General features: G+C 57.2%; 14 protein-coding genes and 1 tRNA gene. 6 read left to right on the forward strand and 9 right to left on the reverse strand.

Going from position 1 to position 16,491, the window contains the following annotated elements; genetic code table 11:
* Positions 1–409: 409 nt before the first annotated feature.
* The 5 genes from EI293_RS00005 to EI293_RS00025 form a co-directional block, all read right to left on the reverse strand.
* Entirely contained in the window at positions 410–766 is a 357-nt protein-coding gene (locus EI293_RS00005) for a hypothetical protein (protein ID WP_125434504.1), read from the reverse strand.
* Positions 767–1,025: 259 nt separating this feature from the next.
* Positions 1,026–2,297, reverse strand: coding sequence for an adenylosuccinate synthase (locus EI293_RS00010; protein WP_125434506.1), 1,272 nt, complete (start codon positions 2,295–2,297; stop codon positions 1,026–1,028).
* Positions 2,297–2,644: an STAS domain-containing protein gene (locus EI293_RS00015; protein ID WP_125434508.1), complete on the reverse strand. Its 348-nt coding sequence runs from the start codon at positions 2,642–2,644 to the stop codon at positions 2,297–2,299. The genes EI293_RS00010 and EI293_RS00015 overlap by 1 nt, the downstream gene beginning before the upstream one ends.
* Positions 2,641–3,132, reverse strand: coding sequence for a Fur family transcriptional regulator (locus EI293_RS00020; protein ID WP_044002738.1), 492 nt, complete (start codon positions 3,130–3,132; stop codon positions 2,641–2,643). The genes EI293_RS00015 and EI293_RS00020 overlap by 4 nt, the downstream gene beginning before the upstream one ends.
* A 142-nt stretch (positions 3,133–3,274) precedes the next feature.
* The gene (locus tag EI293_RS00025) at positions 3,275–5,482 is read right to left on the reverse strand and encodes a RelA/SpoT family protein (RefSeq protein ID WP_125434510.1); all 2,208 of its coding nucleotides are present in this window, start codon (positions 5,480–5,482) and stop codon (positions 3,275–3,277) included.
* Positions 5,483–5,800: 318 nt separating this feature from the next.
* Between EI293_RS00025 and EI293_RS00030 the strand changes: the two genes are divergently transcribed.
* The 4 genes from EI293_RS00030 to clpX all read left to right on the forward strand — a co-directional run bounded on the left by EI293_RS00030 (position 5,801) and on the right by clpX (position 9,700).
* A tRNA-Leu gene (locus EI293_RS00030) sits at positions 5,801–5,882 on the forward strand.
* Between the two features lie 122 nt (positions 5,883–6,004).
* Entirely contained in the window at positions 6,005–7,333 is a 1,329-nt protein-coding gene (gene tig, locus EI293_RS00035) for a trigger factor (RefSeq protein WP_125434512.1), read from the forward strand.
* A gap of 186 nt (positions 7,334–7,519) precedes the next feature.
* Positions 7,520–8,230, forward strand: coding sequence for a ClpP family protease (locus EI293_RS00040; protein WP_044002742.1), 711 nt, complete (start codon positions 7,520–7,522; stop codon positions 8,228–8,230).
* A gap of 246 nt (positions 8,231–8,476) precedes the next feature.
* Positions 8,477–9,700 (forward strand): ATP-dependent Clp protease ATP-binding subunit ClpX, encoded by a 1,224-nt coding sequence (gene clpX / locus EI293_RS00045; protein ID WP_125434514.1) that lies wholly within the window; start codon positions 8,477–8,479, stop codon positions 9,698–9,700.
* Positions 9,701–10,048: 348 nt separating this feature from the next.
* Here clpX and lpxB read toward each other — a convergent pair whose 3' ends face one another.
* From lpxB to EI293_RS00065, 4 genes are all read right to left on the reverse strand, one after another.
* Positions 10,049–11,155 (reverse strand): lipid-A-disaccharide synthase, encoded by a 1,107-nt coding sequence (lpxB, locus tag EI293_RS00050; RefSeq protein ID WP_125434516.1) that lies wholly within the window; start codon positions 11,153–11,155, stop codon positions 10,049–10,051.
* A gap of 20 nt (positions 11,156–11,175) precedes the next feature.
* Positions 11,176–11,595 carry a 6-pyruvoyl trahydropterin synthase family protein gene (locus EI293_RS00055; protein ID WP_125434517.1) on the reverse strand — a complete coding sequence of 140 codons (420 nt, stop codon included), beginning with the start codon at positions 11,593–11,595 and terminating at the stop codon, positions 11,176–11,178.
* A gap of 117 nt (positions 11,596–11,712) precedes the next feature.
* Positions 11,713–12,714 (reverse strand): FecCD family ABC transporter permease, encoded by a 1,002-nt coding sequence (locus tag EI293_RS00060; RefSeq protein WP_125434519.1) that lies wholly within the window; start codon positions 12,712–12,714, stop codon positions 11,713–11,715.
* A 17-nt stretch (positions 12,715–12,731) separates the two neighbouring features.
* Positions 12,732–13,643: an ABC transporter substrate-binding protein gene (locus tag EI293_RS00065; protein WP_125434521.1), complete on the reverse strand. Its 912-nt coding sequence runs from the start codon at positions 13,641–13,643 to the stop codon at positions 12,732–12,734.
* A 201-nt stretch (positions 13,644–13,844) separates the two neighbouring features.
* Between EI293_RS00065 and rfaD the strand changes: the two genes are divergently transcribed.
* Together rfaD and EI293_RS00075 are read left to right on the forward strand one after the other, a co-directional pair.
* Positions 13,845–14,810, forward strand: coding sequence for an ADP-glyceromanno-heptose 6-epimerase (gene rfaD / locus EI293_RS00070; RefSeq protein WP_125434523.1), 966 nt, complete (start codon positions 13,845–13,847; stop codon positions 14,808–14,810).
* 238 nt (positions 14,811–15,048) lie between these two features.
* A complete protein-coding gene (locus tag EI293_RS00075) occupies positions 15,049–16,458 on the forward strand; it encodes an FAD/NAD(P)-binding protein (RefSeq protein WP_125434525.1) in 1,410 nt (469 codons plus the stop codon).
* Positions 16,459–16,491: the final 33 nt, after the last annotated feature.

The following is a 16,491-nucleotide window of genomic DNA, read 5'->3' on the forward strand; positions in this document are numbered from 1 at the left end:
TAGGCCTGCCGCTAGCGTTCATCCTGAGCCAGGATCAAACTCTCCATTGTAAGAAATTCTCTTCACCAGTTCGAAAACTGGCTGATGTCAAGTGCTGATCCGACCCGGTATATTTGACGAGCTGTTTAGTGGGCTCATCCCATGATTCGCTTGAAAACCTGTAATCTCAACCTCGTTGTCTGATTACTCAGAAGCGAGGTTGCTTACCGTTTTTGTCTTTTCCAGTCATTCAAAGAACGTGTGCAGAGCCCCGTTGGGCGCTACCGTGGGCCGCTCGAAAGCAGCCGGTTATTCGTGTTATACTCCCCTTCCGGTCGAAGCGGGTTGCAAAGGTAAGCAGCTTTTTGATTGCTGCAAGCTTTTCCGAAAAACTTTTTTTTCGAAGCGAGTTTCGAAAGTAATTCGTTTTTCAGTCAGCCAGCTTCCGGTGGAAGCAGGGTGCAAAGGTAAACAGTTTGTTGCTTTTTCCAAGAAGTGGGAAGAAAAAAGTTTTTGCTATTTTCTTCGTTTTCACTTCGTAGCGCCCGTTTCTCGTTCGAAAGCGGGGTGCAAAGGTAGCAACCTTTCCTGCCTTTTTCCAAGAGTCAGACCGAAAAAAGTTTTTCGGTTTCAGTTCGTGGAAAGCGCCTTCTTCTGAAGCGGGGTGCAAAGGTAGCAACTTCTCGCTGACTTTCGCAACCCCTGTGGCTACCTTTTTTTCAACCCGTGTTTCCGAGGAAAGCAACGGGGCGAGCCAAGTAGCCGGGAGGCAAGCAAGAACTTTCACGCTGGTGGCCCGGGGGTTGGCAGCGGCCTCATCCGCGTTTCGGATTGGGAGTGCAAAAGTGCAGGGTTGCCCCCGCATTTGCAAACCTGGCAGCCAAAAAAACAATCAAAACATCTTGCTATTAATCCATATCTCTTATAATCAGTTTTTTGCGCACTGATAAAAGTTAAGAGGATATGCACTATATATCTAGCAGGAAAGAGAAAGCCCATTTGCTGTAAGGGCAAATGGGCTTTTGGAAGAAGATAGTAAGAGATTCTTACTTCACGTGTAGCGTGCTTACCCGATCTGGACCAACACTTACGATGCTTACAGGAACTTCTAAGTGCTCCTCTAAGAAAAGCACATAGTCCTTGAGTTGCTGGGGTAGAGCCTGCGGATCGGTGATGGATTGCAGATCGGTACGCCAGCCAGGCAGTCTCTTATATATAGGAGTCAGCTTCTCTAGGTCGCCGTGGTCGGGCAGATGATCTGTCTGTTCGCCGTTAGGGAGCTGGTAATGGGTGCAGACCTGGATTTCATCAAACTCATCCAGTACATCGGCTTTCATGAGGTGGATTTCCGTTACCCCATTCAGCATGATGCTGTAGCGCAGCGCAGGCAAATCAATCCAGCCGCAGCGACGGGGACGGCCGGTGGTGGAACCAAACTCGCGGCCGGCCTGGCGAATCTGCTCCCCTACTGCGTCGTGCAGTTCGGTGGGAAACGGGCCGCTGCCTACACGCGTGCAGTACGCTTTGCTGATTCCATATACCTTATCTATATGCCGGGGAGCAATGCCCAGGCCGGTACAGGCACCTGCTACGATAGTGCTGGAAGAAGTCACGTACGGATACGTACCGAAATCAATATCCAGCATAGAACCCTGCGCGCCTTCGGCCAAGACGTTTTTGCCCTGACGCAGCAAATCGTTCAGCAGGTACTCGGTATCGGTGAGCTTGAGGGTGCGCAGGAATTCGACGGCAGAAAAGAAATCGGCCTCGAATTCTTCAATTTCGAGGCCGCGGCCGTGGAATTCAGCAAGAGTGGTGTGACGGGAAACGGCTTCCTGATAACGCTCCTGAAAATCGGGCAGCAGAATGTCGCCAACGCGGAGGCCAGTACGGCCAATTTTGTCCTGATACGTGGGGCCAATACCTTTTAAAGTAGAGCCAATCTTGCTGCCACCGCGTGCTTCCTCATTGATACGGTCGATGGCACGGTGCGAAGGCAGGATCAGTTGAGCCTTACGGGAGATGTACAGGTTCTGCTCCCAGTTAACACCCCGATCCGTGAGCTTCTGCAACTCCTGGCGAAATACCACAGGGTCGAGTACCACGCCATTACCCACCACATTGATGATATGCGGGTGAAAAATACCGGAGGGCACCTGGTGCAACACGTGCTTGGTACCGCCGAAGGTGAGGGTGTGACCGGCATTAGGTCCGCCCTGGAAGCGGGCTACTACATCGTAGGTGGGGGCCAGCACATCGACAATCTTGCCTTTGCCTTCATCCCCCCACTGTAATCCTACTAGTACGTCAACAGGCATTAGTTTGCGGCTTTCAGTTGTTGAGCGGCCGACTGTTCATCGTCCGCAATGGAAAAAATAGCGTTCAGTTTGGTCAGGGCCAGCATTTTTCGCGGATGGTCAGCTGGATTGATCAATACCAGCTCGCCCCCGCGGCTGCGGAACTTGGTCAGCAGTGATACCAGTACACCGATGCCGGTGCTGTTGATGTAGCGGATGCCTGACAAATCGACGGCGCAGTGGCGCAGGTCTTCACCCAAGTGCTGGTCGACACTTTGCAGAAGTTGCTGGGTATCGGGGCTGCCGATCAGGTCGCCGGAAAGGCGCACGAAGAGGATACCGTCCTGGACGGCAGAATCAGTTTTCATTCGGCTAGAGAGCGGGCGGCGGCTTTGGCACGACAGTCGCCGCACACGCCGTAAAGGTTCAAAGAGTGATGCAAGATATGGAAGTTGAGTAACTCCCCGACCATCGTCTGGATACCGTGAATGCGCGGGTCACAGAATTCCACCACTTTATGGCATTCCGTGCAGATGACGTGGTCGTGCTGACGGTAGCCGTAGCTTTTCTCGTACTGCGCCAGATTCCGACCAAACTGGTGCTTGCTGACTAACCCGTGTTCGACCAGCAGATCGAGGGTGTTATACACGGTGGCCCGGCTCACCTGCAAACCCTGCTCTTTCATGCCGGCGTAGAGCTCCTCCACATCGAAGTGGCCGGTACGGGAGTAGATTTCCTCCAGGATGGCATACCGCTCAGAGGTTTTGCGCAAGCCTTTATTCTCGAGGTAAGCGGTGAAGATCTTCTTTACCTCCTCGTACTTTTCTTTATCTAGATGCTTCTCAGGAAGGGGCATTGAATGGGGCCTTATATATAAGGAGTGAAAACTGAAAAAGCTGGCAGAAGTTACTGGCAAAAGAAACCGCTAAGGACGAGCGGTGGGGAACTTCTTATGCCGTTTTGTGCCATGTCTTTTCAGGAAAACTTTTTAGAACCGGCTAGGAGTCGAACCGCTCCACCAGTAGCACGCCGTTCACTTTCAGCAGGCGCTGAATAAGCTTGTCGAGGTGTGCGGTGTCGTTGACGAACACCATGATCTGGCCTTCGAACATACCATCATTGGAGTCGATGGTAATGGAGCGCATGTTAACTTTAAGACTGGTACTGATAATGCGGGTCACATCATTCACCAGCCCTACCCTATCGGAGCCCTTAATGCGGATACCGGCTAGGAAAGCCAACTCCAATTGTTCCGTCCATTTGGCGCGCACAATCCGGTTGCCGTAGTTCGACATCATCTGCACGGCTTTCGGACAAGAAGTGCGGTGAATTTCGATGCCGTGGCCAGTTTCAAAGCCGAACACGTCGTCGCCAGGAATGGGATTGCAGCAGGGCGCAATGGTGTAATCGAACTTATCGGTCCGCTCCCCTATCACCAGCATATTGGCATTCACGCCCCGGATTTTCTGCACCTCGTGGTCGAAGGCCTTGGGCTCCAAGCGGGACGGCGGCCGAGGAGCTTCCACGTTCGGATCGAACAGGTCCTTGAGGATTTCGCGGCCGTCAATCTGCCCGATGGCAATGCGGTAGAAGAAATCGGGAGCGTTGCTGGTGTTGAAGTGGGCCAGCAGGCGGTTGAGGTTATCGGGCGTGTACTCCACGCCCAGCAGCTCCAACCGCTTTTCCACCAAGTAGCGGCCATCCTCCGATTTATTACGCTTGTCGTCGCGCAGCCAATCCTTGATGCGGGTACGGGCCTTGGAGGTGGTTACGTACTGCAGCCACTCCTCAGTGGGCTTCTGCTTCTGCGAGGTCAGGATTTCTACCTGGTCGCCGTTGCGCAACTGGTAGCTCAAGGGCTGCAGCTTTTGGTTGACTTTGGCCCCGAGGCACTGCAGGCCGATGTGCGAGTGGATTTCGAAGGCAAAATCGAGGGCCGTGGCCTTATCGGGCAGAATCACCAGCTTACCCTTGGGCGTAAAGGCGTACACCTCCTTCACGAACAGGTTCTGGCGGAACTCGTCCATGAACTCCAGGGCGCTGGAATTATTGGATTCGAGCATTTCGCGCACCTTGTTAATCCAGGCTTCCAGCGTCGATTCGGACTGGGCCGTAGCCGCATCCTTGTATTTCCAGTGGGCGGCGTAGCCTTTCTCGGCAATGTCGTCCATGCGGCGGCTGCGGATCTGCACTTCCACCCACTGGCCGGTGCGCGACATGACGGTGGTGTGCAGGCTCTCGTAGCCATTGGCTTTGGGCGTGCTCACCCAGTCGCGCAGACGGTCGGGGTTGGGCTGGTAGAAGTCGGTGACCACGCTGTACACCTGCCAGCAGGCCGCTTTTTCTTGCTCCGGCGGCACATCAAGAATAACCCGGATGGCAAACAGGTCATACACCTCATCGAAGGTGATGTTCTGTTTGCGCATCTTCCGCAGAATGGAATAGATGCTCTTAGGCCGGCCTTTCACCTCATAGTGGAAGCCCTGGGCCTTCAACTCCTCATCAATGGGCTGCACAAACTCCTTGATGAAGCGGTTGCGCGAGGCCCGGCTCTGCCGCACCCGGTTTACCAGCTCGGCGTAGATTTCGGTATCCGTGTACTTCAGATACAGATCCTCCAGCTCGGTTTTTATGCTGTACAGGCCCAGGCGGTGGGCCAGCGGGGCGTAGAGGTAGATAGTTTCGGAGGCAATTTTAAGCTGCTTATGGCGCGGCATCGAGTCTAGCGTCCGCATGTTGTGCAGGCGGTCGGCAAGCTTGATGAGAATCACGCGCACGTCGTCACTGAGGGTGAGCAGCATTTTGCGAAAGTTCTCAGCCTGCTCAGAGGTGCCGTAGTCGAACACGCCCGAGATTTTGGTGAGCCCATCCACGATGCGCGCCACCTTGGGGCCGAACTCCCGCTCCACATCGGCTACTTCCCAGGGCGTATCCTCCACCACGTCGTGCAGCAAGGCCGCCACGATGCTGGTAGTACCCAGCCCGATTTCCTCCACCACAATCTGGGCCACCGCCAGCGGGTGCAGAATGTAGGGCTCCCCCGATTTGCGGCGCATTTCCTTATGCGCTTCCAGCGAGGTATTGAAGGCCTTTTTGATGAGCTTGGCATCTTCGCCTTTCAGGTACGGCTTGGCCGTGCGAAGCAAGCGGCGGTAGTGACGCAGAATTTCCTGACGCTCTACCTCAGGGTCGATGACAGTGGACATGGTACGCGGTGGGTGCCGGCTGGCACCAGAATAGAGATGGCTAAGGTACGGCTTACGGCGCAAGCGGTGGCAGGCTCCGGGCGCCTTTCGGTCACGAAGCCTTATTATAGTATACAACAACGAGCCGGCGGGGTTGGTGCAGGAAGTTATTGTGTCACGAAAAACCCATCCTGCATCGGCTAAAGAAGCTATTCTACGCTTGAAATCCGGCTTCGCCCCAATAAATTGGTAACAAACCTTGGGCTTAGTTGCATACTACGTTTGTTTTTCCGATTCGCTTCCGTAGTTTTGCGCCCCCGAGGCAGTTGGCTTCGTGACGCGGATGTGGCGAAATTGGTAGACGTGCCAGACTTAGGATCTGGTGCCGCAAGGCGTGTGGGTTCGAGTCCCTCCATCCGCACTTTTTAGGTTTTTGACGATAAAAACCACTTTTAAACCCTCAACCCACCCGTTGGGGGTTTCTTTTTACCCGGGTTTTGGCCCGCTATTTACCCAACGTAGTACCCTTAACCGACCCTCGTTTTGGACATTACCCTCGACAAAAAAGACGACCAGCTCCATGCCATCCTGACAGTGAACCTCACGGAGGCTGATTATGCCCCCACCGTGGAGAGCAAGCTGAAGGAGTACAGCAAAAAAGCGCAGATCAAAGGGTTCCGCCCGGGCAAGGTACCGGTTGGGCTGGTGCGCAAAATGTACGGCAAAGGCATTCTGGTGGAAGAAATCAACGGCCTGCTCAGCAAGTCGGTGGATGAGTACATCAAGGAGAACAACCTGAAAATTCTGGGCGAGCCCCTGCCCGTACCCACGGATATCGACTTCGACAACCAGAAGGATTACTCCTTCCAGTTTGAGCTGGGCCTGCTCCCCGAGTTCGAGCTGCCTGCCGACCAGGTCGTGAGCGTTGACCGTCATAAAGTAGAACTCGACGAGAACACCCTGAAAGAAACCTACGAGCAGTTGGAGCGCCAGTTTGGTGAGACTTCGGAGCCCGAGGTTTCGGAAGCTAACGACTTCATCTACGGCAAGCTGAAGAAGGCCGGCGAAGAAGGCGAAGGCCGCGTAGTGCTGCTGCCCACCAACAAACTGAAGGCCGATGCTGATAAGTTTGTTGGCGTGAAAGGCGGCGACGAAGTAGCCTTCGACCTGAAGAATGCTTTCGGTGGCGACGTAGCGGCTATCCGGGGTTTCTCGGGCCTGAGCAAGGAAGAAGCTGAAGGCGTGGAAGGTGAGTACACCCTGGCCGTGGAGAAAGTACAGCGCTCGGCTCCTGCTGAGTTCAACCAGGAGCTGTTCGACAAAGTATTCGGCAAGGACATCGTAACGTCGAAAGAGGATTTCGACGAGAAAGTGCGCTCGACAGTACAGGAAAACTACGACCGGGAGTCGGATAACCTGGTGAACCGCCAGATCATCGACAAGATGCTGGAAAACACCACCATCGAGCTGCCCACAGAGTTCTTCAAGAAGTGGTTGCTGCGCGCCAACGAAGGCAAGCTGACTGCTGAGCAGATCGAGGAGCACTTCGAGGATTACGCCAAGGAGCTGAAATGGTCGCTGATCCGCAACAAAGTGGTGGAAGCGCAGGAGCTGAAGGTATCGAACGAGGAAATCGTGGACCGGACCGTACAGAAGATCCTGGGCCAGTTCAATATGGAAATGACGCCCGAGCTGGAAGAATCGGTACGTGGCTTTGCTGACAACTTCCTGCGTCAGGAGAACGGCAAAAACTACGTAGACGAGTATGAGGCCATTCTGGCAGAGAAAGTGCTGGAAAACCTGCGCGGCAAAGTTGTTGTTAACGACAACCCGATTACGGCCGAGGACTTCCGCAATCAGAATGCCGGCTAACCGCTGACATTTTTCGGTTTTCGAACCAACAAAAAAGCCCTTACTTGCCGTAAGGGCTTTTTTGTTGTTGAGAAGTCAGAAGATATAAGCCAGCAGTCAGCAGCACGTTCTGCGCCGGCCACCCTCCTGCTTCTCAGTCCGGATTCCAGCTCCTTGCTTCTATCTCCTAACTCCTTTTTTTCTCCCATGTTGAATAAACAAGAGTTCCGCAAGTTCGCCGTGAAAGGCCAGGGCCTGAGCGGCCTGGGCGTTGACCAATTCATCCAGCACGTAGAAGGCCAGACCCGCAACGGCCTGATTATGCCGACCGGCATGACCCGTTCGGTAATTGAGGAGCGCCCCACGCGCTTCGCCGAAATTGACGTTTTCTCCCGCCTGATCATGGACCGGATTGTGTTCCTGGGCACGGCCGTGGATGATTACGTGGCCAACATCCTGACGGCACAGATGCTGTTTCTGGAGTCGGTAGATGCCAAGAAAGATATTTTGCTCTACATCAACTCGCCCGGTGGATCGGTGTATGCTGGTCTGGGCATCTATGACACGATGCAGTACGTGAACCCCGACGTAGCCACAATCTGCACCGGTCTGGCCGCCTCGATGGGTGCCGTGCTGCTGGCTGGCGGGGCTAAGGACAAACGTTCGGCCCTCCCCCACGCCCGCGTGATGATTCACCAGCCCTCGGGCGGCGCGCAAGGCCAATCGACGGACATTGAAATTACGGCCCGCGAAATCCTGAAGCTGAAGAAGGAGCTGTATGACATTCTGGCTCAGCACACCGGCAAAAGCTACCAGGAAATCTACGACAACTCGGAGCGTGACTACTGGATGCGCGCCGACGAAGCCAAGGAGTACGGCCTCATCGACGAGGTACTGGAAAAGAAAAAGGCTGCGTAAGGCGGTAGTTTCTGATAGTCTGAATGGAGTGAGGTAGCTGAGTCAGCTTCCTGATTACAAGCCAGATTCCTCGCTTCGCTCGGAATGACACCAAAAAAAGCCCGCTTCGGTGGGCTTTTTTGTTATACTAGATGCCTGATTGGCCGGCACTTTTTCGGCCGGCCGGGGCGTTAGCCTTTTCGTACCTTTGCGGTGGGTACGCTTGGCGTTTCCTACCCTCCCCTTTTTCAGCGAGTTCCTTTGGCAATGGCAGATATTACGTGCTCCTTCTGCGGCAAGAGCAAGAAAGACGTTACCGTGATGATTTCGGGCATCAACGCGCACATCTGCGAACGGTGCGTGGGACAGGCCCAGCAGATTCTCAACGAGGAAAACAAGATCCGGGCAACCTCTAAAACGCCCAAGTTCAACCTCGTGAAGCCCCGCGAGATGAAAGAGTACCTCGACCAGTACGTGGTGGGCCAGGACGAAGCCAAGAAGGTGATGTCGGTGGCCGTGTACAACCACTACAAGCGCCTGATGCAGACTCCGCAGAAGGACGACGTGGTGATTGAGAAGTCGAATATCATTATGGTGGGCGAAACCGGCACGGGTAAAACCTTCCTCACGCGCATGCTGGCCAACATTCTGCAGGTGCCCTTCTGCATTGCCGATGCCACCGTCCTCACGGAGGCCGGTTACGTGGGCGAGGACGTGGAAAGCATTCTAACCCGCTTGCTGCAAGCGGCCGACTACAACGTGGAAGCGGCGGAGCGCGGCATCGTATACATCGACGAAATCGATAAGATTGCCCGCAAGAGCGACAACCCCAGCATCACGCGCGACGTGAGCGGCGAAGGGGTGCAGCAGGCCATGCTGAAGCTGCTAGAAGGCACCACGGTGAACGTGCCGCCGCACGGTGGCCGCAAGCACCCCGAGCAGAAGATGATTACGGTGAACACCGAAAATATCCTGTTTATCTGCGGCGGGGCTTTCGTGGGTATCGAGCGCATCATCAAGAACCGGCTCAACACCAAGCCCATCGGCTTTGCCAAAACACAGATGGAGGAGAAGGTGGACACCAACAACTTCCTGCGCTACGTGACGGCCCAGGACCTGAAAGCCTTCGGCCTGATTCCGGAGCTGATTGGCCGCCTGCCAGTGCTCACCCACCTCAATCCGCTCGACCACGCTACCCTGCGCAAAATTCTGACGGAGCCCAAAAACTCCATCGTGAAGCAGTACCAGCGCCTGTTCGATATGGAGAACATTCAGCTCAGCTTCTCGGAAGGCGCGCTGGAATACATTGTGGTACGCGCCGACGAGTACCGCCTCGGGGCGCGGGGCCTGCGCAGCATCTGCGAAGCCATTATGACCGACGCCATGTTTGATATGCCCTCGGAGGAAGGCACCACCGAGCTGGTTATCGACGAGGAATACGCCCGGAGCAAGTTCGAGCAAACGGCTCTGAAGCAGTTGCGGGCAGCATAGATATTACCTTTCAACAGGTAAAGAGCCTGAGTTTAAAGGTTACTTTGACTATCAACTTGGCAATGTCGTTAGTTGGTGTACTGACGTTCTCCTCACTTATTTCGGTGTTGAAAACCCAAAACCTAACGAATATGATAACAACATTCATAAGTTTAGTAGGTGGAATAGCTCTCGTGGGGGAACGGCTTCCTGACTCCATACTATCAGACATAGAAAGCATAGAAAGCATAGAAAAAGTAATTTAAATTCAGGACTGAGAACGGGTGTTCGAGTCCCCGACCCTCACCACACTCAAAAAAGCCTCGCCAGAAAATTCTGGCGAGGCTTTTTCTTTTTCATGAAGTTCTATCATTTCAAATACCCCACCATCAGCTTAGCCGCTTTCTCGGCAGATTTTTGCTGGCCTAGCTTCTCGCGGATTTCGGCGTAACCGGCTTTCTGCTTGGCAATGAAAGCGTCGTCGGCGGTGGCTTTCTTGAGTTCGGTAACGAGGTTGCGGGCGTTGAAGTCGCTTTGGATAAGCTCCTTCACGACTTCGCGGCCGGCAATGAGGTTCACCAGGGAAATGTAGGGCACCTTGATAACGGCCTTGCTGATGGCGTACGATACGGCGCTGGTGCGGTAGCACACCACTTGGGGCACATCGAACAGCGCGGTTTCGAGGGTGGCGGTGCCGCTAGTGACTAGGGCGGCGGTGGCGTGGGCCAGCAGGTCGTAGGTCTGGTCGAAGAGGATGCGGACGTTGTTGCGCTCGAAGTTGGCGTAGTAGTTTCGGTCGAGGTTATCGACGCCGGCCACGATAAACTGGTAGTCGAGGAAGGGCGGCAGAATGGCTACCATCTCATAGAGCATCTCCTCGATTTCCTGTTTGCGCGAGCCGGGCAGCACCGCAATAATGGGCCGCAGCGGGTCCAGGTTGTTGCGCTCGTAAAAATCGGCCGACTTCTGGTGTTCGGCCACCGCATCGGAAGTCGGGTTGCCGATGTAGTCAACTTTGTAATCGAAACGCTGGTAAAACTCCTCCTCGAAGGGCAGAATCACGAACATCTTATCCACCCGCTCCTTCACCTGATGCACACGGCTCTGGTTCCACGCCCAGATTTTGGGTGAGATGTAGTAGAACACCTTCAGGCCGTTGGTCTTGGCAAACTTGGCGATGCGCATGTTGAAGCCGGCATAATCCACCAGAATCACCACGTCAGGCTTCCAGGCCAGCAGATCCTGCTGGGCCTCCTTGAGGTAGCCCCGGAATTTGAGGATGCTGGTAGCCGCTTCCCAGAAACCCATAATGGCCATTTCCTGGTAGTGGTGCACCAACTCGCCGCCGGCCGCCTGCATCATGTCGCCGCCCCAGCAGCGGAACTCGGCCGCAGGGTCTTGCTGGCGCAGCTCCCGCATGAGGTTGGCCGCGTGAAAGTCGCCGGACCGCTCGCCCGCTATCAGGTAATACTTCATGTTGTCAATTAAAAATTGATCTATTCCTCCCCAAAGTATTCCACGAAGTTGCGTGGCGTTTCGTAGAGTTTGATGCTGTGCAGCTTGGCAGCGGAAATCCGCTCGATTTCGGGCTGGAGAATTTTCCAGAAGGCAATAACCAGATTTTCGGTGCTGGCCAGCTGGCCCTGCATGAACGGCACGTCGAGGTTCAGGTTCTTATGATCCACCTCGTCCACCACATGGGTGCGGATGACGGTGCTGAGCTGCTTGAGGTCGATAACAAACCCGGTTTCCGGATCGGGGCGACCTTTGACGGTAACGATGAGGTCGTAGTTGTGGCCATGCCAGTTGGCGTTGGCGCAGGGGCCGAAGACTTCACGGTTGCGCTCCTCGCTCCAGTTGGGATTGTGAAGCTTGTGGGCCGCGTTGAAGTGTTCCTGTCGGCTGATGTAAACCATTTTGGTAAGGGACTTGGGTACTTGGGAACGTCGGAACCTGGCTGGCGGCTATGGAAGAGGCCCCGCACGACCACACGTCCCGCTGGATTTCGACCAAGTTCCGCAGTGCCGGAGGCCCTACGTTCCCTGTTTTCGCAGCAAATATACGAAGAACGGTACGCCAAACAGGGCCGTAACCAAGCCCACGGGTAAGCCGGCCGGTGGATACAGCAGGCGGGCCAGCAGGTCGCAGAATACCAGGAACGTACCGCCCAGTAGCGCGCAGAATACCAGATTACCCCGGCCCACGGCCCCAAGCAGCCAGCGGGTAATGTGCGGCACCACCAGCCCCACGAACCCCACCGGGCCACACAGGGCCACCACCGTACCCGTAAGGCCCGAGGCAATAAGCAGCAGCAGCCACCGCGTGCGGGCTACCGGCAGGCCCAGGGCCGTGGCCCGCTCCTCCCCCAGCAACAGCAGGTTCAGATTGTTGCGCAGCAGCAGCACCGCCAGCAACCCCAGCCCCACCGCTGCCGCCGGGTACGGCAGCACCGCCCAGCTAGCCCGCTCAAATCCGCCCAACGCCCAGAACGTAATAGTGCGCAGCTTTTCCTCGGTGGCGGCCAGAAACGTAAGCAGCCCGCCCAGGGCCGTAGTAAGCGAGCCGACGGCTACCCCGGCCAGCAGCAACTGCGCCGGTACAATCCGCCCGCGCCGGCTCCCGATGATTACCACCACCAGCGTAGTGCCCAACGCCCCGACCAACGCGGCCAGCGGCGGCAGGTAGAAGCCCCCCACCACCAGCACCGGTACAAAGGCAAACGTGACACTCGCGCCCAGCGCGCCCCCTGAGGCCATGCCCAGCAGGTAAGGGTCGGCCAGCGGGTTGTTCACCATAATCTGCATGAGGTAGCCGCTCAGGGCCAGGGCCGCCCCGGCCAGCAACGCCAGCAGCAGGCGCGGCAGGCGCAGCTCCACCAGCACCAACTGGGCGGGGTCCTGGGGATTGTAGTGCAGTAGCGTCCGGCCCAGCAGGGCGAAGTCGGTTTCGTAGCTGCCCACGCGCAGGCCCACCACCAGCAGCCCCAGCAGCAGCAGCAGGCAGGCCAGAATCCAGGGCAGAGCGGAACGGTGCATAGATGGCGAAAACGGGGCTATTTAGACGTCAGCAGCTGTTTCAGCTCCCGCACCGAGGCTACTACCCGGGGGCTGGGGCGCGCCATCAGGTCGTCGGTAGCGTCGTACACCCGGCGGTTGCGGTAGGCGTTGATGCGCTTCAGCTCAGGATAGAGCCGGAAAAAGGTGCTGTCCATCTTCCCGAAACTGCCCCCGATAATAACATCCGGATTCAGCTTGAGAATGTACTCACGGGTAAGGGCCGGATAGGGCTGGGCGAATTTCTCCACCACGGCGTTCTGGCCGCCGGCCAGCAGAATCTTGTTGGTGAACAGGGTATTCTGCCCGTACACGTAAATCGGGTCGGTCCAGGTGATGGCCAGCACGCGGGGCAGCGGCTGGGGAGGCACCTGGGCCGTAATCCGGACCAGCTCGGCGCGCAGGGAGTCCACCACCCGTTTGGCCTGGGCCGGACGGTCCAGCAGCCGGCCCAGGTCGGTGAGACCCCGAAAAATATCCTCGATTTTCTGGTAGCGCTGATAGTACACCGGAATACCCAGCTCCTGCAGCCGCTGCGCGTCGGCCGGGGTGGTCATGCCTTCGGTAGTAAATACAATATCGGGCTTGAGGGCCACCAACCGCTCCAGATCCAGCGGATAGCTGTTGATAATGGGCTTGCGCAGAGCCGCTGCTGGGTAGTCGCAGACCTGGGTGCGGGCCGCAATGGTGCTGGTATCGGCCACGGCATACAGCATTTCCGTCATGGAGGGAGCCAACGCCATGACGCGGCGCGGGTGCCGGGGTACCGTCAGCTGGTGGCCCAGGTCGTCGCGCACTTGGTGCAGGGCGTCGGTTTCGGTGGTGGCGGGTTTATCGGGCTGGCAGGCGGCGAGCAGGGCCAGTACCGGCAGCGCAAACCGGAGACGGCGAACAAAAGGCGGGCAGAACATGCGGCAAAGGTAAACGCGGAATCTGCCCAACCCGCCGGCCCGCCGGATTTTGCCCTGACCTTTGTGGACAGCAGGCAACAGCACAACCCCCAGGGCTGTAAACCAGTTGTAAGAACCCCACCAACCAGCGGCGCGGAAAGAAATTCGGACCAACGGCTGAATCCGCGCCGCGCAGGTTACTTTTGACCAAATTTCTGTCTTATGATCGTCGTTACCGGAGCCGCCGGCTTTATTGCCAGCTGTCTTGTCACCCGCCTCAATGCCGCCAACTTCAACGATATCGTGGTGGTGGATAATTTCAACGTCGAGCGCAAGCTGGCCAACCTGAAGGGCAAGCACTTGCGCGAATACGTAGACCGCGAGGAGTTTTTTGAGTGGCTGGATGTTCACCACGAGCAGGTGGAGTTCATTTTTCACCTCGGCGCCCGCACCGATACCACCGAGCAGAACCGCGACGTGCTGAACGTGCTGAACCTGGAGTACTCTCAGAAAATGTGGCTGGCCTGCTGCCGCTACCAGCTCCCGCTGGTGTACGCCTCCTCGGCCGCCACCTACGGCTCGGGTACGCTGGGCTACGCCGATGACGACGCGCTACTGCCGCTGCTCAAACCCCTCAACCCCTACGGTGACTCCAAGAACGACTTCGATAACTGGGCCGTGCAGCAGCCCGAAAAACCGTTTTTCTGGGCGGGCTTGAAGTTTTTCAATGTGTACGGCCCCAACGAGTACCACAAGAACCGTATGGCCTCCGTGATTCTGCACGCCTTCCGGCAGATTGAGGAAACCGGCTCCATGACGCTGTTCCGCTCCCACAACCCCGAGTACGCCGACGGCGAGCAACAGCGCGACTTCGTGTACGTGAAAGACGTGGTGGAAGTGTGCCTGTTCCTGATGCAGACCCGCCGCGACTCGGGCATCTACAACCTGGGCACTGGCGAGGCCCGCACCTTCCTTGACCTGACCCTGGGTACTTTCGCCGCCCTGGGCCGCACGGCCGACATCCACTTCCGCGACACGCCCGAGGATATCCGTGACACCTACCAGTACTTCACCCAGGCCGATATGAGCAAGCTGCGCAGCATCGGCTACGACCGGCCCTTCACCTCCCTGGAAGCCGGCATCGACGACTACGTGCGCAATTATCTGGTACCGGGCCAGTACTATTAGGCCCTTTTATTGCCGCCTAGCCACTTTTTGGTAAGCCCGACTGTATGTTTTGCCCTGGCGGCAGAGCAGGCAGCCGGGCTTTCTGCTAGTCAGGCAGTTAGTCTCAGAAGCACGGCTGGCAACGGCAGCAGACCGGCCAAATTTTCGTCTGCTGATGAGGTTTATAGTGCGGAAATTAATTTTTATATCATTTTTTCCAGAGTAATTTACCCGCTACTTCCTTCACTAACTCAGGCTGGTGCAACGCAAAAGCATAACGATTATCGGCGGTGGATTTTCGGGCTCGATGCTGGCGGTACAGCTGGCCCGGCTGGCCGGTAACCACCCATATGCCTGCGACGTGCATCTGGTGGAGCCCCGCCCCGTGCCCGGCCCCGGCCTGGCCTACACCGCCCGCCGCCCCGAATACCTGCTGAATGTGCGCAGCCAGTTTCTGAGCGCCTTCCCCGAGCAGCCCGACCACTTCCAGAACTGGCTGCGTGTGACCAGCCCCGAGGCCTGCGACGACGACTTCTGTTCCCGCCAAAGCTATGGCCGGTACTTGCAGCAGCTGGTCAGCCAAGTGCTGGAGTGGCCTTCCATGAACGGTATCCGGTGCTACTGGCACAACCAGGCCGCCCGCACGGTTACCATCGCGCCCGATGGCGTGGGGGCTGTGGTGCGCCTGCTGGATGGCACAGAGCTTCCCAGCTCTTACGTGGTGTTGGCGCTGGGCAACTTCCCTCCACCCCACCCTACCACCCGAAGTGCCGCGTACCTGACGCACCCCAATTACCACGGCAACCCTTGGGCGCAGGGAGCCTTGCGCAACATCGGTACTGACGATACGGTGCTGCTGATCGGGACGGGGCTGACGGCCGTGGACGTACTGCTGGGTTTGCGCGCCGATGGGCACCGGGGACTGATAACGGCGGTTTCGGGCCACGGCCGCTGGCCGGCGGCGCATGCCTTCGGCAGCGCCCCCTACCCCGACTTTTATGCCACTGACTTAGCCGGTGCCACTACTGTATTGGAGGTGTTGCGCACGGTGCGCCGCCACGTAAGGGAGGCGGCGCAGCAGGGCATCGACTGGCGCATGGTGCTGGATGTGCTGCGTCCGAACCTGGGCCGGATCTGGGCGGCGTGGCCGCAGGCGGAACAGGCCCGTTTTCTGCGGCATCTGGCCGGTATCTGGTCAGTATTGCGGCACCGCAGCCCGCCCCGGAACGCTGCCATCGTAGCCGAATTACTGGCTTCGGGCCGCCTGGCGCAGGCAACCGGCCGGGTGCAGCATATTACACCCGGTCCCGACGGCCTGACGGTAACCATCCAGAAAGGACGGCAGCTGGCCCAGCATCTCACCGCCCGCCACGTCATCACCTGCACCGGGCCGCTGCTGGATTACAGCCGCATTCAGGAACCCGTGGTGGCCGATTTGCGGGCGGGCGGCCACTTACAGCCTGATGCGTTACGGCTGGGCATTCAGACGGACAACCACGGCGCGCTGCTGGATGCCACCGGACAGGCTTCGCCCCTGCTTTTCACCTTGGGCCCCAGCCGCCGCCCCGCCTCGTTTGAATCAACGGCCGTACCAGAATTGCGGGAGCAGGCCGTAGAGTTAGCACAGGAGTTGGGCCGCCGGTTACGGGACAGCGCGGAAAACGAATAGGCAATGGCTGAATCAGACATAAAAAAGCCCTCC

This window comes from Hymenobacter perfusus, assembly GCF_003944765.1.
Lineage (GTDB): Bacteria > Bacteroidota > Bacteroidia > Cytophagales > Hymenobacteraceae > Hymenobacter > Hymenobacter perfusus.

What these genes read in the sequence shown, in the direction of transcription:
- EI293_RS00060 (WP_125434519.1), bottom strand. Translation starts at nt 12,714, where the DNA reads ATGCACCGTTCCGCTCTGCCCTGGATTCTGGCCTGCCTGCTGCTGCTG.
- EI293_RS00055 (WP_125434517.1), bottom strand. Translation starts at nt 11,595, where the DNA reads ATGGTTTACATCAGCCGACAGGAACACTTCAACGCGGCCCACAAGCTT.
- EI293_RS00010 (WP_125434506.1), bottom strand. Translation starts at nt 2,297, where the DNA reads ATGCCTGTTGACGTACTAGTAGGATTACAGTGGGGGGATGAAGGCAAA.
- EI293_RS00015 (WP_125434508.1), bottom strand. Translation starts at nt 2,644, where the DNA reads ATGAAAACTGATTCTGCCGTCCAGGACGGTATCCTCTTCGTGCGCCTT.
- EI293_RS00065 (WP_125434521.1), bottom strand. Translation starts at nt 13,643, where the DNA reads ATGTTCTGCCCGCCTTTTGTTCGCCGTCTCCGGTTTGCGCTGCCGGTA.
- EI293_RS00025 (WP_125434510.1), bottom strand. Translation starts at nt 5,482, where the DNA reads ATGTCCACTGTCATCGACCCTGAGGTAGAGCGTCAGGAAATTCTGCGT.
- lpxB (WP_125434516.1), bottom strand. Translation starts at nt 11,155, where the DNA reads ATGAAGTATTACCTGATAGCGGGCGAGCGGTCCGGCGACTTTCACGCG.
- clpX (WP_125434514.1), top strand. Translation starts at nt 8,477, where the DNA reads ATGGCAGATATTACGTGCTCCTTCTGCGGCAAGAGCAAGAAAGACGTT.
- EI293_RS00040 (WP_044002742.1), top strand. Translation starts at nt 7,520, where the DNA reads ATGTTGAATAAACAAGAGTTCCGCAAGTTCGCCGTGAAAGGCCAGGGC.
- rfaD (WP_125434523.1), top strand. Translation starts at nt 13,845, where the DNA reads ATGATCGTCGTTACCGGAGCCGCCGGCTTTATTGCCAGCTGTCTTGTC.
- EI293_RS00020 (WP_044002738.1), bottom strand. Translation starts at nt 3,132, where the DNA reads ATGCCCCTTCCTGAGAAGCATCTAGATAAAGAAAAGTACGAGGAGGTA.